The following is a 20,281-nucleotide window of genomic DNA, read 5'->3' on the forward strand; positions in this document are numbered from 1 at the left end:
GCGCGTTTCGCAGGTTAATGTTTTGGTTATTGCAACGAGTTTATACGAAAACGTGCCGAGTAAATCCGAACGCCACTTCCTCTTCCTGCAAGGTCCGCACGGGCCTTTCTTCCACCGCTTGGGGCTGATGCTCCGCAATGCGGGGGCGAAGGTGTCGCGTGTCGGCTTTAACGCTGGTGACCGCGCGTTTTCGTTCCGTGACACCGGCTTCATTCCCTTCACCCGCACGCCTGAAGAATGGCCCGAGACCTTCGAAAATCTGGTCGCGAAAAAGGGCATCACGGACATCGTCCTCTACGGCGACACCCGCCCGATCCACGCGAGCGCGGTCGAGATCGCGCGCGCCAAGGGGCTGACCGTGCACGTCTTCGAAGAAGGCTACATGCGGCCCTATTGGGTCACCTACGAGCGCGGCGGCACGAACGGGCACTCGCGCCTCATGGACATGAGCATTGACGATATGCGTGCAGCGCTGGCTCTGTCCGACCTCGACGTGCCCGAACCGCCCGCCCGCTGGGGCGACATGCGCCAGCACGTGTTCTACGGCGCGGTTTACCACTGGTTCGTGATGTTTCGAAATCGGCAGTTCCGCAACTTCCAACCGCACCGCGAACTTCCTGTGGCGAAAGAGGCCGCGCTTTATACCAAGCGTCTGCTGCTGATGCCTTACATCGCGCTCGACCGTATGCTGGCAACGATGCGCGTGCGGATGGGCGGTTTCCCGTATCACCTCGTGCTGCTCCAGCTCGAACACGATTCCAGCTTCCTCAAACATTCGCCTTTCGAGCGGATGGAGGAGTTTCTGGAGCTTGTCATTTCCGGCTTCGCCAAAGGTGCCGCATCGCATCATCACCTTGTTTTCAAGGCCCACCCGCTGGAAAACGACCGTTCGCCGACCCGCGCGAACATTGCCCGCATCGCCAAAGAGCATGGCGTATTTGATCGCGTCCACTACATCCGCGGCGGCAAGCTCGCGCGCCTCTTGGATCACGCTCGGACGGCTGTCACCGTGAACTCCACCGCCGCGCAGCAGGTCCTGTGGCGCTCAATCCCGCTGAAGGTTTTCGGCAGCGCGGTTTACGACAAGCCGGAGTTCGTTTCGACTTTGCCCCTGCCGAAGTTCTTCGAACAGCCAGGTCGCCCCGACAACCGCGCCTACCGCGATTACCGCCGCTTCCTGCTTGAAACCAGCCAAATCCCCGGCGGTTTCTATTCGTCACGCGGTCGACGCCAACTGCTGCGCCAAGTGGTCGACATGATGCTTGATGACGAAGATCCCTACGACGCGCTGAAATCGGGCAAGATCGCACCGCGTCAGGCGCTGCGCATTGTGAGCTGACACCGGAGAACGATCAGGTTTTAGACGCAATCGCACACTCATGCCGCGACCGAATGGTAGTCCTTTATTTTTTAGGTGAATTTCGTTACCGTCACACTAAAATGTGAGGCAAATAATAACAGGTCGAGGAGACCGAGCAGTGACCACTCTAAGTTTGCGCCTAGCCAGAGGCGCGGCAATGCTGGCCGCAGTTGCATTGTTGGCATCCTGTGGTCTGCCCCGTTCGGGTCCGAACAAGAACGAGATTTTCGCAGGCTCCGTTCTGCGCGAAGGCGATGCTTTCGTGCTGATCGTTGATGACCGCGTCAACCGCATCGCCAGCGTTTCGCCTGCTCTGGGCTTCTCGGCAACCTTCAACAACGCTGGCGTTCTTGGCTCCGACACGATCCAGCCAGGCGACATCCTTGGCCTCACGGTTTGGGAAAACGTCGACGACGGTCTGCTGGTCCCGACCGGCCAGCCCGCAACTGTCCTTAACGAAGTGCAGGTCGACGGCTCCGGCTTTATCTTTGTGCCCTACGCGGGCCGCATCCGCGCATCGGGCAACACGCCCGAAGGTCTGCGCCAGATCATCACAAGCAAGCTCGAAGACCAGACCCCTGCCCCGCAGGTTCAGGTCCGCCGCCTCGCTGGTGACGGCTCGACCGTCAGCGTTTCTGGCGGCGTCGGCGCGCAAGGCGTTTACCCGATCGAGCGCCCGACGCGCACTCTGTCCTCCATGCTCGCGCAGGCTGGTGGCGTCGTGATCCCGCCTGAAATCGCGCAGGTCACCGTCGTTCGCGGCAACACCACCGGCACGATCTGGTACGAGGACCTTTACGACAACCCGCAAGGTGACATTGCCCTCCGCGCAGGCGACCGCATCATGGTCAAAGAGGACAGCCGCACGTTCACTGCGCTCGGCGCCACAGGTGCCCAAAACCGCATTCCGTTTGAAACCAAGTCGATCTCGGCTATTGAAGCACTCGCGACCGTTGGTGGCCTGCTGTCTGCCGTCGCCGACCCGACCGGCGTCTTCGTCTTCCGCAACGAGCCCGCCGAGATCGCGAACCAGCTTCTCGACCGCACCGACCTCATTGGAACGCAGCGTGTCGTTTATATCCTCGACCTCACCCGCCCGAACGGCATGTTCATGGCGCGCGATTTCGCGGTGCGTGACGGCGACACGATCTACGTGACCGAAGCGCCGTTCGTACAGTTCAACAAGGTCGTAGCAGCCGCGACCGGTTCGCTCAACGCGGCCACCGCAGCGACCGATATCGCTGGCAACTAATGGATCTACCAGAGTGGATTCCGGCCGCCGCAGGGACAGCCCCGCGGCGGCTTTACGTTTACAACGGCGGTTTCCTGACCCAGCGCCGCATCCGACGCATTTTGGAGCTGTCCGGCTATGACATCAGCCTCGGCAAACCATCCGAAGGCGATCTGGTCGGCGTTTGGGGACAGTCACCCACCTCGCCTCGTGGCGAAGCCGTTGCGAACTACACCAACAGTGAAGTGATCCGCGTCGAAGATGCATTCCTGCGTTCGGTAAAGCCCGGCCGCGATGGCGAACCGCCGTTGGGGCTGCTGATCGATGATCGAGGTGTCCATTTCGATGCGTCGAAGAAATCGCGGCTCGAAGAACTGCTGATCGAGCATCCGCTCGACGACACCGCACTGCTGACCCGCGCGAAGGACGGCATCAAGCGTCTGAGGGCCGCGCACCTGTCGAAATACAATGCCTTTGACCCAGACACCGCAGTGCCTGAACCCGGCTATGTGCTGGTGATCGATCAGACGGCCGGCGACGCTTCGGTCAAAGCCAGCCGCGCCGACCGCAACCGTTTCCTCGAAATGCTGTTTGTCGCGCGCGAGGAAAACCCGCACGCCCGCATCATAGTCAAAACGCATCCCGAAACCGCCGCTGGCCACCGCGCGGGTCACTACCAAGATGGTGATGGCCAGTTTGAATTTCTGAGCGACCCAGTATCGCCATGGCACCTGCTCGAAGGCGCGACGACGGTTTATACCGTTTCATCCCAGATGGGCTTCGACGCGATCCTCGCCGGTCACCGTCCTGTCGTTTTCGGACAGCCGTTTTACGCGGGCTGGGGCCTGACCGACGACCGGATGCCGGTTGATCGCAGGCAGCGCAAACTGACCCGCGCCCAGCTCTTCGCTGCGGCCATGATCCTAACGCCGGTCTGGTACGATCCGTTTCAGGATAAACTCTGTAGCTTCGAGCGTGCCGTATCGATCCTAGAAGCCGAAGTCCGTGCCTGGCGCGAAGATCATCGCGGGTGGAGTGCCCATGGCATGCGCCTGTGGAAGCGCGGGTCGATGCAGAAAGCGTTTGGCCGCTACAAACCGCTGGTGTTCGGCAAAGCCGTGCTTGATCGCCGCCATATGGTGTGGGGCCTGAAGGACGGGCCCGAGGGCGCCGTACGGGTCGAGGACGGGTTCCTGCGATCTCGCGGGCTTGGCGCTGAATTGGTGCCGCCGATGAGCCTCGCGCTGGATACGCGCGGGATCTATTACGATCCGTCTCAGACTTCTGTCCTTGAACACCTCATCAACACCGCAAGCCTCACGCAGACCGAGCATCGCCGCGCTGAGGACCTGATCCGCAACCTGACGTCTAGCGGCCTAAGCAAATATAACCTCGATGGCGCGGCACTGCCGGACCTTCCCGAAGGACGGCGCATTCTCGTGCCCGGACAGGTCGAGGACGATGCCTCGATCCAGCTTGGTGCGGGTGACATTCGCACGAATGCCGATCTGCTGGCGGTGACGCGGGCGGCCAATCCGGATGCAGTGATCCTCTACAAAACCCACCCCGATGTCGAAGCGGGCCTGCGCATCGGCGCGGTTGATGACCCTATGAAATGGGCCGACGCGGTGCTTTCGGGCGTCAATGCCAACGCCGCGCTCGAAGCGGCGGACGAGGTCTGGACCATGACCTCCACCATCGGGTTCGAGGCTCTGCTGCGTGGCAAACAGGTCACCTGCCTCGGGCAGCCTTTCTACGCGGGCTGGGGGCTGACAAACGATGCCACTCCCAATCCTCGCCGCACCGCAAAGCCTGATATCGAGACGCTCGCGCATTGCTGCCTGATCGCCTATCCACGCTACTTCGATCCAGTCACCGGCCAACCCTGCCCTGTCGAAGTGATCGTCGAGCGACTGACCAGCGGCGACATTGGCCCGCAGAAAAACGGCCTTAGAGCGCTCGCAAAATTGCAGGGTCTATTTGCCAGCTTTGCCCATCTCTGGCGTTAAGAGCGGGTCCAGCGGCTGCAGATATCGCGGCCGACTTGCGTGACTTCGGCAAGGTTGAAACGCGGTGCTTCGCTTAGCGCGTCGATGCCCATTGCGGCAAGCGCGGGCATCCCCTCAGCGCCGATGCCCATGCCCGCCGAGAAGACGATCAACTCGTCCACGACGTTGTTCAGCAATAGGGACGCCGCCAGCGTGCCGCCGCCTTCGCAGAACACGCGGGTCAGGCCCTTTTCGGCCAGACCTTCAAGCGCAGACATCACCGAAATCTGTCCCTGCTCGACCTTGCACGGAATGCCGACGACACCTGCCTCCGCCCATGGGTTCAGTCGGTTACCCGCGTCCTCGCCGTGACATAACCAAACTGGAACTTCGTTTGCAGTGCGGGTCAGAGTGCAATCCGCAGGCATATCCAAACGGCGGGACACGACCACGCGGACGGGCTGGCGGGTCACGCCCAAATCGCGGACGGTCAACGACGGATCATCGGCACGTACAGTTCCGGCACCGACCATCACGGCGTCATGCTTGGCACGCTGCGCGTGAACGAGACGGCGCGCTTCGGGTCCGGTGATCCATTTACTCTCGCCCGTTGCCGTCGCGATGCGGCCATCGAGCGTGCAGGCAAGCTTCAGCGTAACCCATGGACGCTTGGCACCGATCCGCGAGAAAAACCCAGCATGGTCACGCTGGGCCTCGGCTTCGCGGACACCGACGAGAACCTCGATACCGGCGTCTTGCAGGATTTTTATCCCCTGCCCTGCGACACGCGGATCGGGGTCGGTGCAGGCAATGACGACACGCGCGACACCTGCCTCGACCAGCGTATTCGCACAGGGCGGCGTTTGTCCGTAATGCGCGCATGGCTCAAGGCTGACATAAGCCGTCGCGCCCTGCGCACGCTCGCCCGCTTGGCCCAGCGCTTGCGGTTCCGCATGGGGACGCCCGCCATCCGCCGTGCGGGCACGGCCAACGATGATGCCATCCTTGACGATCACGCAGCCAACCGCCGGATTGGGCCAGACACGGCCCATCCCGCGCCGTCCCAACGACAGCGCGAGCGCCATGAAGCGGTCGTCGGAGGTCAGGCTCACTGGTCGGTCTTGCTCGAAGGTCGCAGCTCGTCGATGAACTTGTCGAAGTCGTCGGCAGCTTGGAAGTTCTTGTAAACGCTGGCGAAACGGACATAAGCGACCGTATCGATCCGCGCGAGGCTCTCCATCACGATCTCACCGATGCTGCGCGACGGAATGTCGGTGTCGCCCGTGCTTTCCAGACGGCGCACGATGCCGGAGATCATCTGATCCAGACGTTCGGGCTCGATCGGACGCTTCTGGACGGCGATACGGATGGAACGCTCAAGCTTGTCGCGGTCGAAATCCTCGCGGCGCCCGTTGTTCTTGATCACCACGAGATCGCGGAGCTGCACACGCTCGTAGGTCGTGAAACGTCCACCGCACGCAGGACAGAAACGACGGCGACGGATCGCGACGTGGTCCTCGGCTGGTCTGGAGTCTTTGACTTGCGTATCGACATTTCCGCAGAACGGGCAACGCATCGGCTAGGTCCCTCTCACCGTACGGTCCGGAGTTATGCACCGGATATCCACAGGCACCATATGGCGTCTCGCTAGATTTGGATAGGCCATTCTGAAAGTCACATGATGTTGTGACTCTACGGACTCACCATCAGCTGTGCGACGACGTTGCGATTGTGCGGACGCGACCGATGTTCAAAAAGGTAGACGCCCTGCCAAGTGCCCAGCGCAAGTTGCCCATCAATGAGCGGAATGCTCAGCGAAATGGGAAGCATCGCAGCTTTGATGTGCGCAGGCATGTCGTCCGGCCCCTCGTAGGTGTGGGTCAGATAGGACATCGACGGATCGGTCGTCGGCGGCACGAGGCGGTGAAAATATTCGCGCATATCCACGCGCACTTCGGGGTCGGCATTTTCCTGAATGAGTAGCGAGCAGGAGGTGTGCTGCACGAATAGCGTCAGCAGACCCTCATCCGCACCCGTGCCACTGGCCCAGCGCATCACATCACGCGTGAATTCGTAGAGCCCGGAGCCCCGCGTCGAAATCTGGAAAGTTGTGTGCATCAGCCCTTGCAGTTCGCTGCCCAAGTTTGGCTCGTTATACACCAGCGGAGCCCGAGGTCTTCGCGCAAATCGTGCAGAGCATAGAATGTGTTCGTCTCGACCGAGCCCGCATCGCAAGTCAGTTCCGCCAGCACATTGTCACCCTGCGCCACGGTGATACCGCCCTCCGCCACGCCGGACATGTCCATTTTATCGACCGACCACCAGACGGTGTAGGTGGTATCCACGTTCAGGAAGGTGACGCTCTCGCTTTCGTAGCGACCAATGCCGCTCCACGGCTGCAGGTCGACGTCGAGCGCATGTTGGACAAGCGACATCTCGGGATTGCCATGCTGCGGCCCGTAGGCATAACCCGCGAGTTCGCCGACGGTATATACCTGCACGACCTTGTCACCGCCCCTGAAGGTACAGGTAAACATGCTTTCGGCCGTGTCCGCTTTTGCGGCAATCGGGAAAAGCAGAGCGGCGGATAACAGAATGCGCATGGGTCACCTACGGGGTTGCGTCATAAACGTCGCGGGCCGTTTTGACCTTGTCGAAGTTGGTCCACGCCCAGTCCAACAGTCCACCCATTGCCTTCATCAAATCAACCCCCAATGGGGTCAGCGCATACTGTACGGATGGGGGCTTGGTCGGAAACACCTCGCGAGAGACCAGCCCGTCCCGCTCAAGATCGCGCAGAGTCTGCGTCAGCATCCGTTTGGAAATGTCGGGGATTGCGCGGCCGAGCGCGTTGAACCGGCGCGGGCCGTGCTGAAGCAGTTCAAGGATCAGGACCGTCCACTTGCCCCCAACCTGAGCGAGCACCTGACGCACCGGACATTTCTCAGGATCAAGCTCATCGGACGTGAAGCCGAAGTCGGGATTAATCGCGGTATCGGGCATGGCAGGGAACCTCTGTGTAACCTTGTGCGAAAATACTGCCTCCTTACGGAAGTCAGTAATGGTCTCTAAATGAGACCTATACACGATTCTATACTGGAGATTAAGATGACCAAGTATCTTGTTACCGGCGCATCGGGCCAACTCGGCCGTAAAGTTGTTGCCGAGCTCGCCAAATCCGTACCCGCTGCCGACATCGCCGTTATGGCCCGTTCCGAGGCCGCGCTGAACGAGTTCAAAGAGCAAGGCTTCGACGCCCGCTATGGCGACTACGACAAGCCGGAAACCATGTTCGAGGCGTTCGAGGGCGTAGACCGCCTGCTTCTGATCTCGGGCTCCGAAGTCGGCAAGCGGTCCGAACAGCACCTCCACGCGATCAACGCTGCCAAGCAGGCAGGTGTGAAGTTCATTGCCTACACCTCCATCCTACAGGCGAACAAATCGCCGATGGGGCTGGCGGTCGAGCACCTCGCGACCGAGAAGAACCTCGAAGAAAGCGGCATTCCCTACGCCCTGCTCCGCAATGGCTGGTACCTTGAAAACATCACGGCGACGCTCGATCAGGACCTTTCGATGGGCAAGCACTTCGGCGCTGCAGGTGAGGGCAAGTTTGCCGCTGCCAGCCGTCAGGACTTTGCCGAAGCTGCGGTCGCCGTACTGACCGGCGCTGGTCATGAGGGTCACATCTATGAATTGGCCGGTGACGAAGGTTTCACCCTCGCAGACTACGCGGCCGCCGTGACCGAGGCGAAAGGCACTGAGGTCACCTACATCGACATGCCGGAAGAGGACTTCAAAGCCGCTCTGCTCGGCGCTGGCCTGCCCGAGGGCCTTGCTGCCATGCTCGCAGATAGTGACGCGAAAGCCGCCGACGGTTGGCTGTTTGACGACAGCAAGACACTCTCGTCGCTGATTGGTCGCCCGACCACGAAGCTGGCAGAGATGCTGTAAGCCCAAAAAGAAACGCCCCCGAATTCGGGGGCGTTTTCGTTATTGGTCGAGGAAGCTGCGCAGTTTGCGCGAGCGGCTCGGATGCTTGAGCTTCCGGAGCGCCTTGGCTTCGATCTGACGAATACGTTCGCGCGTCACCGAGAACTGCTGACCGACCTCTTCGAGGGTGTGGTCGGTGTTCATGCCGATACCGAAACGCATACGCAGAACGCGCTCTTCACGCGGGGTGAGCGATGCGAGAACGCGGGTCGTGGTCTCTTTCAGGTTTTCCTGAATAGCCGAGTCCAGCGGCAGAATCGCGTTCTTGTCCTCGATGAAATCGCCGAGCTGCGAGTCTTCCTCGTCCCCGATCGGGGTTTCCAGCGAGATCGGCTCTTTCGCGATCTTCATGACCTTACGAACCTTGTCGAGCGGCATTTGCAGCTTCTCGGCCAGTTCTTCCGGAGTCGGTTCGCGGCCGATTTCGTGCAGCATCTGACGACCGGTACGGACCAGCTTGTTGATCGTTTCGATCATGTGGACCGGAATACGGATCGTACGGGCCTGGTCGGCAATCGAACGGGTGATCGCCTGACGGATCCACCACGTCGCGTAGGTCGAGAACTTGTAACCACGGCGATATTCGAACTTATCGACCGCCTTCATCAGGCCGATGTTACCTTCCTGAATAAGGTCGAGGAACTGGAGGCCACGGTTGGTGTATTTCTTCGCGATCGAGATAACGAGGCGAAGGTTCGCTTCCACCATCTCTTTCTTGGCCTGACGGGCTTCTTTTTCGCCCTTCTGGACCTGCTGAACGATGCGGCGGAATTCGCTGATGTCCACACCGACATACTGACCGACCTGCGCCATTTCGGCACGCAATTCGCTGACCTTGTCCTCGAATTTCTCCGAGAACATCTGCCAACCGCGACCGGGCTTTTCGGCCATGCGGTCCATCCAGGTCGGATCAAGCTCGGCACCGCGATACGCTTCGATGAACTCGCGGCGGTTGATGCGGGCTTGGTCGGCCAGCTTCACCATGCTCGAGTCGATCGACATGATGCGGCGGTTGATGCCGTAGAGCTGGTCGATCAGCGCTTCGATACGGTTGTTATGCAGGTGAAGCGAGTTCACCATTTCAACGATTTCCGAACGCAGCTTCTGGTAGGTCGCTTCGTCATCGGACGAGAACGTGTTGTCTTCGTTCAGGGTCGCCGACATACGGGCGTCCTGCATTTCGGACAGGGTATAGAAGTCGCGGGCGATGAGTTCGAGCGTTTCGAGTACGCGCGGCTTCAGCGCGGCTTCCATCGCAGCGAGGGACATGTTGCCCTGCTCGTCATCGTCGTCGTCATCATCGCTCTGGATGGGGTTACCATCGGCGTCGAGTTCGGGCTCGTTTTCTTTCTTCTGTGCGGACGGAGCCGAAGCGGCCGACGGATCGACAACCGGTTCGGCATCATCGTCTTCACCGTCCAGACTGTTGCCGAACGTCGCTTCAAGGTCGATCACATCGCGTAGCAGAATGTCTTCGGACAGAAGTTCGTCGCGCCAGATGGTGATCGCCTGGAAAGTCAGGGGGCTTTCGCAAAGCCCGAGGATCATCGTGTTGCGGCCAGCTTCGATACGCTTCGCAATCGCGATTTCGCCTTCACGCGACAGCAGCTCGACGCTGCCCATCTCGCGCAGATACATGCGGACCGGATCGTCGGTACGGTCGAGCTTTTCGGTATCGCCGCTCGACAGCGCAACATCGCGGCCACCGCTGTTGGTGGTCACAAGCTGGGTCGAACCCTGGTTCTCTTCGACTTCTTCGGACTCTTCCTCTTCGGTCACCTGGATGCCCATCTCAGAGAGCATCGACATGACGTCCTCGATCTGGTCCGAAGACACCTGATCCGGCGGGAGGACTGCGTTCAGCTGGTCATAAGTGATATAGCCACGCTCGCGCGCTTCCGAGATCATCTTTTTGACGGCAGCTTGACTGACATCCATGGTGATATCGGCGTCCTGATCGGTATCCTTGGTGTCGTCGTTATCTTTGGCGGCCATTCAAAGCTCCTTGGAACGGGTCCATGTGATTCGATGATTCGATCTGGTCGAATCAACTTTGGGAACGAGCGATTCGCAACCTCTTGAGGCGAGAATCACTGTGAATAAGTGTCAGTTAGAGGATTTTTTGCCCTCAGAACCGGTGCCGAGTGTCTCGATCAGCTTCCGGAACATGTCTCTTTCGTCCTTGCTCAATGCCAATCCGTTGTCCGCGATCACCACTTCGGTCGTGTCTTCGACTTCGCGGCGGGTCGTAGGATCTACAGCTAGTGCGGCTTTGCCGATGCGCCACGTCACTCCTTCATCACCCTCTTCGATGGCCGCGAACTCTTCTACAGCCTCAGCCATTTCTATTTCGTGACCGCGGCGTGCGAACAGTTTGTCCATTTCCTCGATCAAGGAATTGCGGACCAGATCCCGGTCGCCGTTACGTCTTATGGCAGGAGTGATGGCGATGTGGCGTTGGCCCATAAGGTTTTCAAGGGCATGGATACCAATTTGTTCTTCAAGCACCGATTTCGGCTCGTGTTCTCCGATGGTTCTGAGCAGTGCATCGCGAAGCCGTCCGTTTTCCGGATTGTAGCATTCCATCCGCTCCAAGCGCTCTTCGAACGCCTCTACCTGATCGAGGTTCGCTACAAAAATCGCGAGGATCACAGTTTCGCGCATGAGGTTTTCGTCGGCCGTGCCGGTAGCAAGTTCGGAGGCTTTGGTGCCAGCCGTCGCCATGCTGGGCGCGAACTTACCGCGCGGCTGCCACTGACGGCGCTGACCGCCGCCGCCGGCGTCGAAACGGGGCGTGTCGTTGCGGCGGGTCTGGAACAGATCGGCGCGAAGTTCGGCAATCGCATCGCCATAGTGACGGCGCAAGGACGGATCGCGGATCAGTTTGATCTTCTCGCGTAGCACCTTGTCCAGCGCAGCACGGCGTTCGGGACTGTCGAACACTTTGCCTTCGGTTTCGCGCTGCCACATCAACCGCACGGTCGGCATGGCGGCGTCGAGTACCTCTTGCACGGCGCTCGCCCCTTTGGCGCGGATCAGGTCGTCGGGGTCCATACCGTCGGGGAACAACGCGAAACGCAGCGACTTGCCCGCTTCGAGCATCGGCAGCACAAGGTCGATGACCCGCATCGCAGCCCGCAGACCGGCCTTATCGCCGTCGAGGGCGATCACTGGCTCGGGCGAGATGCGCCACATCATCTGAAGCTGGCTGTCGGTCACCGCCGTACCAAGCGGCGCAACGGCGGCGCCAAAGCCAGCCTCGGACAGCGCAATGACGTCCATGTAGCCCTCGGCTACGATCAGGGGCTGGCCCTTACCTGCCGCCTCGCGCGCGTTGCGCACGTTGAACAGGTTGCGGCCCTTATCGAAGAGGTCTGTTTCAGGGCTGTTGAGGTATTTGGCGTTGTCGTTCGGGTCCATCGCCCGTCCGCCAAACGCAATCGCCCTGCCCCGCCCATCGCGGATCGGGAACATGATGCGATCGCGGAAGATGTCGTAGCGACGGTCGTTCTTGTCCGACTTCTTGCACAGGCCCGCGGCTAGCAGCAGGTCGTCGGGAATACCTTTGGCCGTCATCGCCTCATAGAGGTTCTGCCATCCCTGCGGCGCAAAACCAATTTCCCAGCGGTCAATAGCTTGAGGCTGGAGGCCACGACGCGCGAGGTACGCGCGCGCTTCACCCGCGGCTTGGGTCTTCAGTTGGAGACGGAAGAACTTGACTGCTTCCTCCATGACCTCGGCCAGTTTGGTGCGGTGGTCGGTCTTGGCCTGCGCCTGCGGATCACGCTCGGGCATCGGCATTCCGGCCTCGGCAGCGAGGATCTTGATCGCCTCCATAAAGCCGACATTTTCGCTTTCCTGCACGAAAGAGATAGCGTCGCCTTTGGCCTGACAGCCGAAGCAGTAGTAATAGCCCTTACGGTCATCCACATGGAAAGACGCGCTTTTTTCCTGATGGAAGGGGCACGGGGCCCACCAGTCGCCCTTGCCCTGATTGGACTTGCGCTGATCCCACATGACTTTGCGCCCGACCACTTGGGCGAGCGACAAACGGGTGCGCAATTCGTCGAGAAATCCGGGGGGCAGACTCATGGGGGACAATATCGGCCCTGCGGGTGGCGGTGTCCAGAACCCGCCATATCAACTTTTCAGTTTTCGTCGGATCGGGGCCGCGCTTGGCGGCCCCATCCAGATCAGAGGCCCTTGGCGCGATAGCTGTCCACGACCTTGGCAATCGACACAAGATAAGCGGCGGTACGCAGATCGGGCACGTCATCGCGTGAATGCCAGACCTCGCGCATAGCACCGTAGGCAGCGCGCATCGTGTCATCGAGGCCAGAGCGGACCAATTCGAGCTCCCCTGCCCCGCGCAGGTAGGACTCCTTGAAGTTCGGTGTCATCGACCACTTGTCACCAAGGAAACGGTCGAGCCGGTCAAGTTCGTCGATCAGCAACTGGTGACGTGCCTCTTCCTGACGGCGACCGAGGCGACCAAAGCGGATGTGGGAGAGGTTCTTTACCCACTCGAAATAGGACACCGTCACACCTCCCGCGTTGGCATACATGTCGGGAATGATGACCACGCCCTTGTCGCGCAGGATCTCGTCAGCGCCCGCAGTCACGGGGCCGTTGGCCGCCTCGATGATGAGGTTAGTTTTGATATTATGCGCGTTGGACAGGTTGATAACCCCCTCCATCGCTGCCGGAATAAGGATGTCGCATTCCTCTTCGAGTACCGATGCGCCGTCCGCATGATGGAGGCCGTCGGGGTAACCTTTGATCCCGCCGTGCTTGCCCAGCCAATCGCGGACTTTCTCGACGTCGAGGCCGGCTTCGGAAAAGAGCGCACCGTCGCGTTCGATGATGCCGGTGATGTTGCAGCCGTCCTCTTCACTCAGGAACTTGGCGGCGTGATAGCCCACGTTGCCGAGACCTTGCACAATGACCCTTTTGCCTTCGAGCGTGCCTGACAGCTTGGCGATCTTCATGTCTTCGGGGTGACGGAAGAACTCGCGAAGGGCGTATTGGACCCCGCGGCCCGTTGCTTCGACACGGCCAGCGATACCGCCCGCATTGCGCGGCTTACCTGTGACACAGGCTGCGCTGTTGATGTCAGTGGTGTTCATCCGCTTGTACTGGTCGGCGATCCACGCCATCTCGCGCTCGCCTGTGCCCATGTCAGGAGCGGGCACGTTCTGCGACGGGTTGATGAGGTCGCGCTTGATCAGCTCGTAGGCAAAGCGGCGGGTGATCTGTTCAAGCTCGTGTTCGTCCCACTCTCGCGGGTCAATGCAGAGGCCGCCTTTGGAGCCGCCAAAGGGCGCTTCGACCAGCGAACACTTGTAGGTCATCAGGGCGGCGAGCGCCTCGACTTCGTCTTGATTAACCGAGGTGGCATAGCGAATACCGCCCTTCACAGGTTCCATGTGTTCGGAGTGCACCGAGCGATAGCCAACGAATGTGTGCATCGCGCCGCGCAGGCGGACGCCAAAGCGGACGGTGTAGGTCGAGTTACAAACCCTGATCTTTTCTTCAAGGCCCGCAGGCAGGTCCATCAGCGCCACAGCGCGGTTGAACATGATGTCGACTGACTCGCGAAATGACGGTTCTTCAGGTGAATTCGTAGTCCCCATGGCAGTTCCTCCCCTTGCCTCATGAGGTGCCAAAACCGCAAATTTCCATCGGGGCGGGATTCAGCACTTGAATCCTTCTCGGCCAAATGCTGCTCTATCTTAGCGATCTGACCTTTCGGACACGATTTCTCCCAATTCGGATACAATTTTCGCGAGAGATTGAGACCGTCACAGTTGCCGCAACATTGCCTCATTTTGGGCCTAGTTCGCGCCGCAAAACCGCCGTTCTCCAAAGTATAAATCACCTAGTCTTTTTAGGTATTTATCCGTTTGGATTCGGAGTCGTCTAATGCGCCTGACCACAACAAAGCAGTTCTTTAACCGTTTCAGACGGGACGAGGACGGCTCATTACTGCTTTTCGGCCTCGTCGCTCTGGCGGCGATGTTGCTGTTGTCCGGTCTGGCTATCGACTTCATCCGGATCGAAGGACGCCGCGCTGAAGCGCAAGGCGTGCTCGACACCGCCGTGCTGGCAGCCGCTGACCTTGACCAGACGCAGCCTGCCGCAACCGTGGTGCGCGATTACCTCTCGAAAAAGGGTATGCTCGATGAACTGGATGGTGATCCCATCGTCGACGAGGGCCTGAACTACCGCACCGTCGAAGCGCGTCTGAAGACGAACGTGCCGCTCTACTTCTCGACCGTTGCGAACATGTTCGCCGAAAATGACGATGACCGCGAACTGATGCAGGTGCCAAGCTTTGCGCGCGCTCAAGAACGTGTGGCAAAGGTCGAAATCTCGCTCGTGCTCGATATCTCCGGCTCGATGGCGCTGAACAACCGCCTGCCGCGGCTGAAGTCGGCCGCAACTGACTTCGTGAACACCGTTCTCGATGACGGAAACGGCGACCTCGTTTCGGTATCGTTGGTCCCCTATTCGGAGCAGGTGAACATCGGCCCTTACCTGTCCTACGGTCTGACCCGCAATCAGGTGCATGACTTCTCCTATTGCTGGGAAATTCCGGACTCGCATTTCCGCGAAACCTACATTCGTTCGGACTACACCTACCAACAGATGCAGCATTTCCAGTGGAACTTCGACGGCCGCAACAACGACCGTACAACCACAGTTTGCCCGCGTTACGATTACGAATGGGTCCGCCCGTGGAGCAATAACCGCAGCGACCTGATCAACCAGATCAACAAGCTGCAACCCCGCGCCGGTACTGCGATCTACCTGGGCATGAAGTGGGGCACGGCTCTGCTCGATCCGTCGCTACGTTGGTTGGAGAACGCGTTTATCGACTATGGCCTCGTCGACGAAGCGTTCCGCAACCGCCCGAACAATTACGACGATGAAGAAACCCTGAAATTCGTCGTGCTCATGACGGACGGTGAGAATTCGAACACGCAGCGCATCCAAAGCTGGGCCTACGACGCGGAAAGCGAATACGCCCACTGGAACGATTACAACTTCAACTACTACCTGCGCCGCTACGTCGATCAGCGCTACTGGAGCTACTACTACTACGAAAAGTACACCCAGTCCGACGGCAACCGTCTGCTGAGCGATATGTGCGACGCCGCCAAGGATGCCGGTATCATCGTGTGGACCATCGGCTTCGAGGTCGACACCTACAACGGCAACCAGGTGATGTCGGACTGTGCGTCCACCCCCAATCACTTCTTCGACGTGGACGGCGTTTCGATTTCCGACGCATTCCACGCCATCGCGACCCAGATCAACAACCTGAAACTGACACGCTAATGAAACGCCTCCTCCGACTCCCGCGCTTCTTCCGTCGTTTCGCTAAGGAAGAAAAAGGCAGCTCGACCGTCGAGTTTGCGATGATGTTCCCGCTGATCGTGATCATCATGATCTCGTCCTTCGAGCTGGGCATCCTCATGGTGCGTCAGGTTCTTCTGGACCGCGCCGTCGACCTCGCCGTTCGCGAAGTACGCCTGTCCCACATCACGCCGGTCACGCACGACAAGCTCAAGAACGCGATTTGCGAACATGCCGTTGCGCTGCCGAATTGCCTTGAAGACATGCGGATCGAAATGCGCCGCCTCGATTTGCTCGCATGGTCCGATCCGCCCGTCACCACCGAATGCGTGGACCGCGAAGACCGTGGCAGACCGCTCAGCAGCTTCCAACAAGGCGCCGCCAACCAGCTGATGCTTGTCCGCGTCTGCTCGATCTTTGACCCGACTTTCCCGCACCTGAGCCTCAGCCGTGCTCTCGCAACACAAAGCGATGACACCTACGGCCTGGTTGCTGTGTCGTCCTTTGTTATGGAACCGCTGTAATGAGTAAGATCACCAATTTCTTCCGCCGTTTCCGCGATGACGAAGGTGGCAGCATGGTCATCGAGTCACTGTTCGTACTTCCAGCGCTCCTGTTCGCATACTTCGGCACCTACGTGTATTTCGACGGCTTCCGGTCGTCTTCCCAGCTGAGCAAAGCGGCCTACACTATCGCTGACCAGCTGGGCCGTGAGACCGGCTATATCACGCCGAATTACCTGGACTCGCTCTATTCGCTGAATGAACTGCTGACAGCGTCGCCTTACGAAACTTCGCTGCGTGTCTCGGTCATCGACTATGACTACGAAAACAACGATTACCGCGTGCGCTGGTCCCGCCGCCGCGGTGATTACACCAAACTCACCGCAACCAGCCTCGAGACCATCAAAGCGCAACTGCCGCTCATTCCGCGCAACGAAGTCGTCATCGTGGTCGAGAACATGATGTATTACGAAGCGCCCTACGGAAACTGGCTGCCGTCGCAGACTTTCTCCGAGATGGCTGCCGTGCGCCCGCGTTTCAATTCATCGCAGGTCTGCTGGAACTCGCAGGAGAATGGGGATACCTCTACTCAGACCTGCTGAGCGGATATCAGTTCCTCGATCTTTTCGGCCATGATCCGCGCCTGCGGGGACGGCACCACACCGCCTACACCAACGCGACGTCCAATGCTCCACCAGAGGCCGGGCGCCCAAATACGTTGCTGCGGCGACTTCATTTCCAGCGTGAAACCGTTCGACGGCTTCATGGCAAAGCTGCCTCGGTTCACTTTGCTGACGTCTGCCAGAACGGCCAGCACGCGGCCGGTGTCTTCGCGCAGATCGGTCGGCGTGAGGATCAGTGTGGCGGATGTGGCGCGGCGCAGCGCTTCGCCCAGAACGATCGCTCCGATTCCGAAGAGAACCATGAGCCCGTACCAGATCGCGCCTGGCGGCTGACGCAGTGGGATCAGAATGAGAATAAGGCCCAGCGCAAAAAGCACGGCGACCCCGAAAGCGCGGCGCGGCGCAGAGGCGCTGAGTGTAGCGAGTGGGATGTCGGTCATTGTGATCCTCCGGTCAATGTAGGCTGCAATACCTCGCCCTGCCCTCAAGCGGAAGGGGGCGCGGGTTTGCAGAGGTTCTGTGCGCTGACGTCAGGTTGCGCTGTGCGCTGATGCTGCCTATCTCGGTCGCAAAGGAGATCACACCATGTCTATTCGCCCTACTGTCGAAGCACGGCGCGCTGTTCCCACAATGGAGGGTGCAGGCGTCAAACTGCATCGCGCATTCGGTTTCCACGATCCGAGCGAGCTGGACCCGTTCCTGCTGTTCGACGACTTCCGCGGTGACCACCCCAACGACTACAGCCGCGGTTTTCCGTGGCACCCCCACCGCGGCATCGAGACTATCACCTACGTCCTGAACGGCACAGTTGACCACGGCGACAGCCTCGGCAACGAAGGCACGCTTGGCGCGGGTGACGTGCAATGGATGACTGCCGGTTCGGGCATTCTGCACCAAGAGATGCCGAAGGGTAACATCGCGGGTCAGATGCACGGTTTCCAGCTTTGGGCAAACCTACCGTCGAGCCTGAAGATGACCGCGCCGCGCTATCAGGACGTCAAATCGAACGATATCCCTGTCATCATCGATGATGACGGCACTAAGGTGAAAGTCATCGTGGGCGAATTCTGGGGCAAAAAAGGCCCCGTCGACGGTATCGCCGCCGATCCGCAGTACCTCGATATCTCGATCCCTGCGGGCGTGAAAAAGCGGTTCAAGATCGACACCTATCGCCGCGCATTTGCCTATGTCTTCGCTGGCTCGGGTGCGTTCGTCGATGCGTCGGCGCCCGAAGGCGTCCTTCTCGAAAAGGAAGTCATGGGCGAAGAGGTCAACATCCGCGATATGTCGGGCAACCGCACTCTGGTTCGCTTCGGCACGGGCGACGAGATCGTGGTCCAAGCCGGTGAGGAAGGCGTTCGCTTTCTGCTGATTTCGGGCGCGCCCATTGAGGAACCCGTCGCTTGGCACGGCCCGATTGTGATGAACACGCAGGATGAGATCCGTAACGCGATCAAGGAATTGCGGAACGGGACGTTCATTCGTCCGGCACACTGAATTGTCAGAGGGCGGCCTTCGGGTCGCCCTTTTCATTTGCGGCTTCGCTCTTGTTTCTTGGCGCCGCAGCGGCATATCGTCGGGCAACTCAAAGTCTGGTCCCCATGCGCATCCTGCTTGCCCTTCCCCTCGTCCTCGCTGCCTGCACGAACATCCCGTCGCTGGGCGGCAAACCCGATGACGACACCGCCTATCCCGAACTGGTGAACCTCAATACGCTTTTGGCGTCGGTGCCCGAGGCGACCGAGAACGAGCAGAGCAACCTCCTTGCCCGCGCCGCTGCACTTCGTGCCCGTGCCGAGACCATCCGCCAGATGGATTTCGAAAACATGGACATTGAAAGTGAAGATGCGGACGCCTCTTCGTTGCAGTGACGGGCGGGACAGGATAACAGCACTGCGATACTTTCCGATTAACGTGGAATCCAACCATGAGTGACGCACTTCGTCTTGGTATTGCGGGTCTCGGCACCGTCGGTGTCGGTGTGATCCGCATCGTTCAGAAACACGCTGATATGCTGCGTGCACGAACCGGACGCGACGTGGTCATCACAGCGGTTTCGGCCCGTTCGAAAGACAAGGATCGCGGCGTTGATCTGTCTGCCTACGCATGGGAAGACGATCCGGTCGCACTGGCGGCGCGCGATGACGTCGACGTCTATGTCGAACTGATGGGCGGCGAAAACGGCTCGGCCAAAGCTTCCATCGAAAAAGCCATCGCCTGCGGCAAGGACGTCGTGACCGCGAACAAGGCACTCCTCGCGCACCATGGGCAGGCGCTCGCCGAAGCTGCCGAAGCCAAAGGCAACGTCGTTCGTTTCGAAGCTGCCGTCGCTGGCGGTATCCCCGTTATCAAATCGCTGACCGAAGGCCTTTCGGCCAACGCTGTCACCCGCGTGATGGGCGTCATGAACGGCACATGCAACTACATCCTCACGCGGATGGAAGATGCTGGTCTGAGCTACAAGGAAGCCTTCGACGAGGCTGACGGCCTTGGTTACCTCGAAGCCGATCCGAACCTCGACGTTGGCGGCATCGACGCTGGACACAAGCTGGCGCTGCTGTCGTCGATCGCCTACGGCACGCAGGTCGATTTCGAAGGTGTCGAGCTTGAAGGTATCGGCGCGATCACCATCGAAGATATCCGCAACGCGGCCGACATGGGCTACAAGATCAAACTGCTCGGCGTGGCCCAGATGACGGGTCGCGGACTTGAGCAGCGCATGTCGCCCTGCCTTGTTCCGGCGACTTCCCCGCTCGGCCAGCTTGTCGGCGGCACCAACATGGTCGTCCTCGAAGGCGACAGCGTTGGGCAGATCGTCCTGCGCGGTGCAGGTGCGGGCGAAGGTCCGACCGCCAGCGCCGTTATGGCCGATGTCATGGACATCGCGCGCGGCTTCCGTTGCTCGACCTTCGGTCAGCCTGCCGCCTCGCTGAAGAAAGTCGCTTCGGCTCGCGCCGCTGTTCCCGCCCCGTACTACATCCGCATCGATCTGCTGGATAAGCCGGGCGCGATGGGCAAGGTCGCATCGGCCCTCGGCGAAGCAGGCGTGTCGATCCACCGAATGCGCCAGCACGACCACGACGGCAGCCACGCGCCGGTCGTCATCGTCACGCACCGCACCACGCGCCAAGCGCTCGAACATGCGATCGAGCTGTTCGGACAGACCGGAGTGGTTTCAGGCGACCCCGTCGCCCTCCGGATCGAGAAGGTCTGAGACATCTCCAGAG

Annotated in this window: 19 protein-coding genes; 10 read left to right on the top strand and 9 right to left on the bottom strand. The window is 59.9% G+C overall.

Features of this window, described 5'->3' with window-relative positions; all coding sequences use genetic code 11:
• Positions 1–52 precede the first annotated feature (52 nt).
• The 3 genes from IF204_RS09835 (at position 53) to IF204_RS09845 (ending at position 4,600) form a co-directional block, all read left to right on the top strand.
• Entirely contained in the window at positions 53–1,339 is a 1,287-nt protein-coding gene (locus IF204_RS09835; protein ID WP_322743274.1) for a capsule biosynthesis protein, read from the top strand.
• 178 nt (positions 1,340–1,517) lie between these two features.
• The gene (locus IF204_RS09840; RefSeq protein ID WP_194096612.1) at positions 1,518–2,612 is read left to right on the top strand and encodes a polysaccharide biosynthesis/export family protein; all 1,095 of its coding nucleotides are present in this window, start codon (positions 1,518–1,520) and stop codon (positions 2,610–2,612) included.
• On the top strand, positions 2,612–4,600 hold the full coding sequence (locus IF204_RS09845; RefSeq protein ID WP_194096614.1) for a capsular polysaccharide biosynthesis protein: 1,989 nt from the start codon (positions 2,612–2,614) through the stop codon (positions 4,598–4,600). Before IF204_RS09840 ends, IF204_RS09845 begins: the two co-directional genes overlap by 1 nt.
• On the opposite strand, the gene ribD is transcribed toward IF204_RS09845, so the two are convergent.
• The 5 genes from ribD to IF204_RS09870 all read right to left on the bottom strand — a co-directional run bounded on the left by ribD (position 4,597) and on the right by IF204_RS09870 (position 7,582).
• Positions 4,597–5,664 (bottom strand): bifunctional diaminohydroxyphosphoribosylaminopyrimidine deaminase/5-amino-6-(5-phosphoribosylamino)uracil reductase RibD, encoded by a 1,068-nt coding sequence (gene ribD, locus IF204_RS09850; RefSeq protein ID WP_194098198.1) that lies wholly within the window; start codon positions 5,662–5,664, stop codon positions 4,597–4,599. The two genes, IF204_RS09845 and ribD, sit on opposite strands and share 4 nt — an antisense overlap.
• A gap of 23 nt (positions 5,665–5,687) precedes the next feature.
• Positions 5,688–6,155: a transcriptional regulator NrdR gene (nrdR, locus tag IF204_RS09855; protein ID WP_194096617.1), complete on the bottom strand. Its 468-nt coding sequence runs from the start codon at positions 6,153–6,155 to the stop codon at positions 5,688–5,690.
• 116 nt (positions 6,156–6,271) lie between these two features.
• Entirely contained in the window at positions 6,272–6,697 is a 426-nt protein-coding gene (locus IF204_RS09860; RefSeq protein ID WP_194096620.1) for a secondary thiamine-phosphate synthase enzyme YjbQ, read from the bottom strand.
• Complete coding sequence (locus tag IF204_RS09865) at positions 6,697–7,182, bottom strand: hypothetical protein (protein WP_194096623.1); 486 nt, start codon at positions 7,180–7,182, stop codon at positions 6,697–6,699. Before IF204_RS09865 ends, IF204_RS09860 begins: the two co-directional genes overlap by 1 nt.
• 7 nt (positions 7,183–7,189) lie before the next feature.
• A complete protein-coding gene (locus IF204_RS09870; protein ID WP_194096625.1) occupies positions 7,190–7,582 on the bottom strand; it encodes a winged helix-turn-helix transcriptional regulator in 393 nt (130 codons plus the stop codon).
• Between the two features lie 105 nt (positions 7,583–7,687).
• On the opposite strand from IF204_RS09870, the gene IF204_RS09875 reads away from it, so the two are divergent.
• Positions 7,688–8,530, top strand: a complete 843-nt coding sequence (locus IF204_RS09875) for an SDR family oxidoreductase (RefSeq protein ID WP_194096627.1) — start codon at positions 7,688–7,690, stop codon at positions 8,528–8,530.
• A gap of 39 nt (positions 8,531–8,569) precedes the next feature.
• On the opposite strand, the gene rpoD is transcribed toward IF204_RS09875, so the two are convergent.
• From rpoD to IF204_RS09890, 3 genes are all read right to left on the bottom strand, one after another.
• Positions 8,570–10,564 (bottom strand): RNA polymerase sigma factor RpoD, encoded by a 1,995-nt coding sequence (gene rpoD, locus IF204_RS09880; RefSeq protein ID WP_194096629.1) that lies wholly within the window; start codon positions 10,562–10,564, stop codon positions 8,570–8,572.
• A gap of 111 nt (positions 10,565–10,675) precedes the next feature.
• Entirely contained in the window at positions 10,676–12,661 is a 1,986-nt protein-coding gene (dnaG, locus tag IF204_RS09885) for a DNA primase (RefSeq protein ID WP_194096631.1), read from the bottom strand.
• A 101-nt stretch (positions 12,662–12,762) separates the two neighbouring features.
• A complete protein-coding gene (locus IF204_RS09890; protein WP_194096634.1) occupies positions 12,763–14,202 on the bottom strand; it encodes a Glu/Leu/Phe/Val family dehydrogenase in 1,440 nt (479 codons plus the stop codon).
• Positions 14,203–14,491: 289 nt separating this feature from the next.
• Between IF204_RS09890 and IF204_RS09895 the strand changes: the two genes are divergently transcribed.
• The 3 genes from IF204_RS09895 to IF204_RS09905 are packed head-to-tail and all read left to right on the top strand — an operon-like array spanning position 14,492 to position 17,033.
• Entirely contained in the window at positions 14,492–15,910 is a 1,419-nt protein-coding gene (locus IF204_RS09895) for a TadE/TadG family type IV pilus assembly protein (RefSeq protein ID WP_194096636.1), read from the top strand.
• Positions 15,910–16,452 (top strand): TadE/TadG family type IV pilus assembly protein, encoded by a 543-nt coding sequence (locus IF204_RS09900; RefSeq protein WP_194096638.1) that lies wholly within the window; start codon positions 15,910–15,912, stop codon positions 16,450–16,452. The genes IF204_RS09895 and IF204_RS09900 overlap by 1 nt, the downstream gene beginning before the upstream one ends.
• Complete coding sequence (locus IF204_RS09905) at positions 16,452–17,033, top strand: TadE/TadG family type IV pilus assembly protein (protein ID WP_194096640.1); 582 nt, start codon at positions 16,452–16,454, stop codon at positions 17,031–17,033. Before IF204_RS09900 ends, IF204_RS09905 begins: the two co-directional genes overlap by 1 nt.
• Here IF204_RS09905 and IF204_RS09910 read toward each other — a convergent pair.
• Positions 17,021–17,494 carry a hypothetical protein gene (locus IF204_RS09910; protein ID WP_194096642.1) on the bottom strand — a complete coding sequence of 158 codons (474 nt, stop codon included), beginning with the start codon at positions 17,492–17,494 and terminating at the stop codon, positions 17,021–17,023. The two genes, IF204_RS09905 and IF204_RS09910, sit on opposite strands and share 13 nt — an antisense overlap.
• Before the next feature lie 145 nt (positions 17,495–17,639).
• Between IF204_RS09910 and IF204_RS09915 the strand changes: the two genes are divergently transcribed.
• From IF204_RS09915 to IF204_RS09925, 3 genes are all read left to right on the top strand, one after another.
• Entirely contained in the window at positions 17,640–18,551 is a 912-nt protein-coding gene (locus tag IF204_RS09915; RefSeq protein ID WP_194096644.1) for a pirin family protein, read from the top strand.
• A gap of 104 nt (positions 18,552–18,655) precedes the next feature.
• On the top strand, positions 18,656–18,925 hold the full coding sequence (locus IF204_RS09920; RefSeq protein WP_194096646.1) for a hypothetical protein: 270 nt from the start codon (positions 18,656–18,658) through the stop codon (positions 18,923–18,925).
• Positions 18,926–18,981: 56 nt separating this feature from the next.
• Positions 18,982–20,268, top strand: coding sequence for a homoserine dehydrogenase (locus tag IF204_RS09925; RefSeq protein WP_194096648.1), 1,287 nt, complete (start codon positions 18,982–18,984; stop codon positions 20,266–20,268).
• Positions 20,269–20,281: the final 13 nt, after the last annotated feature.

Origin of the sequence: Marivivens aquimaris (assembly GCF_015220045.1) — a bacterium.
GTDB lineage: Bacteria > Pseudomonadota > Alphaproteobacteria > Rhodobacterales > Rhodobacteraceae > Marivivens > Marivivens aquimaris.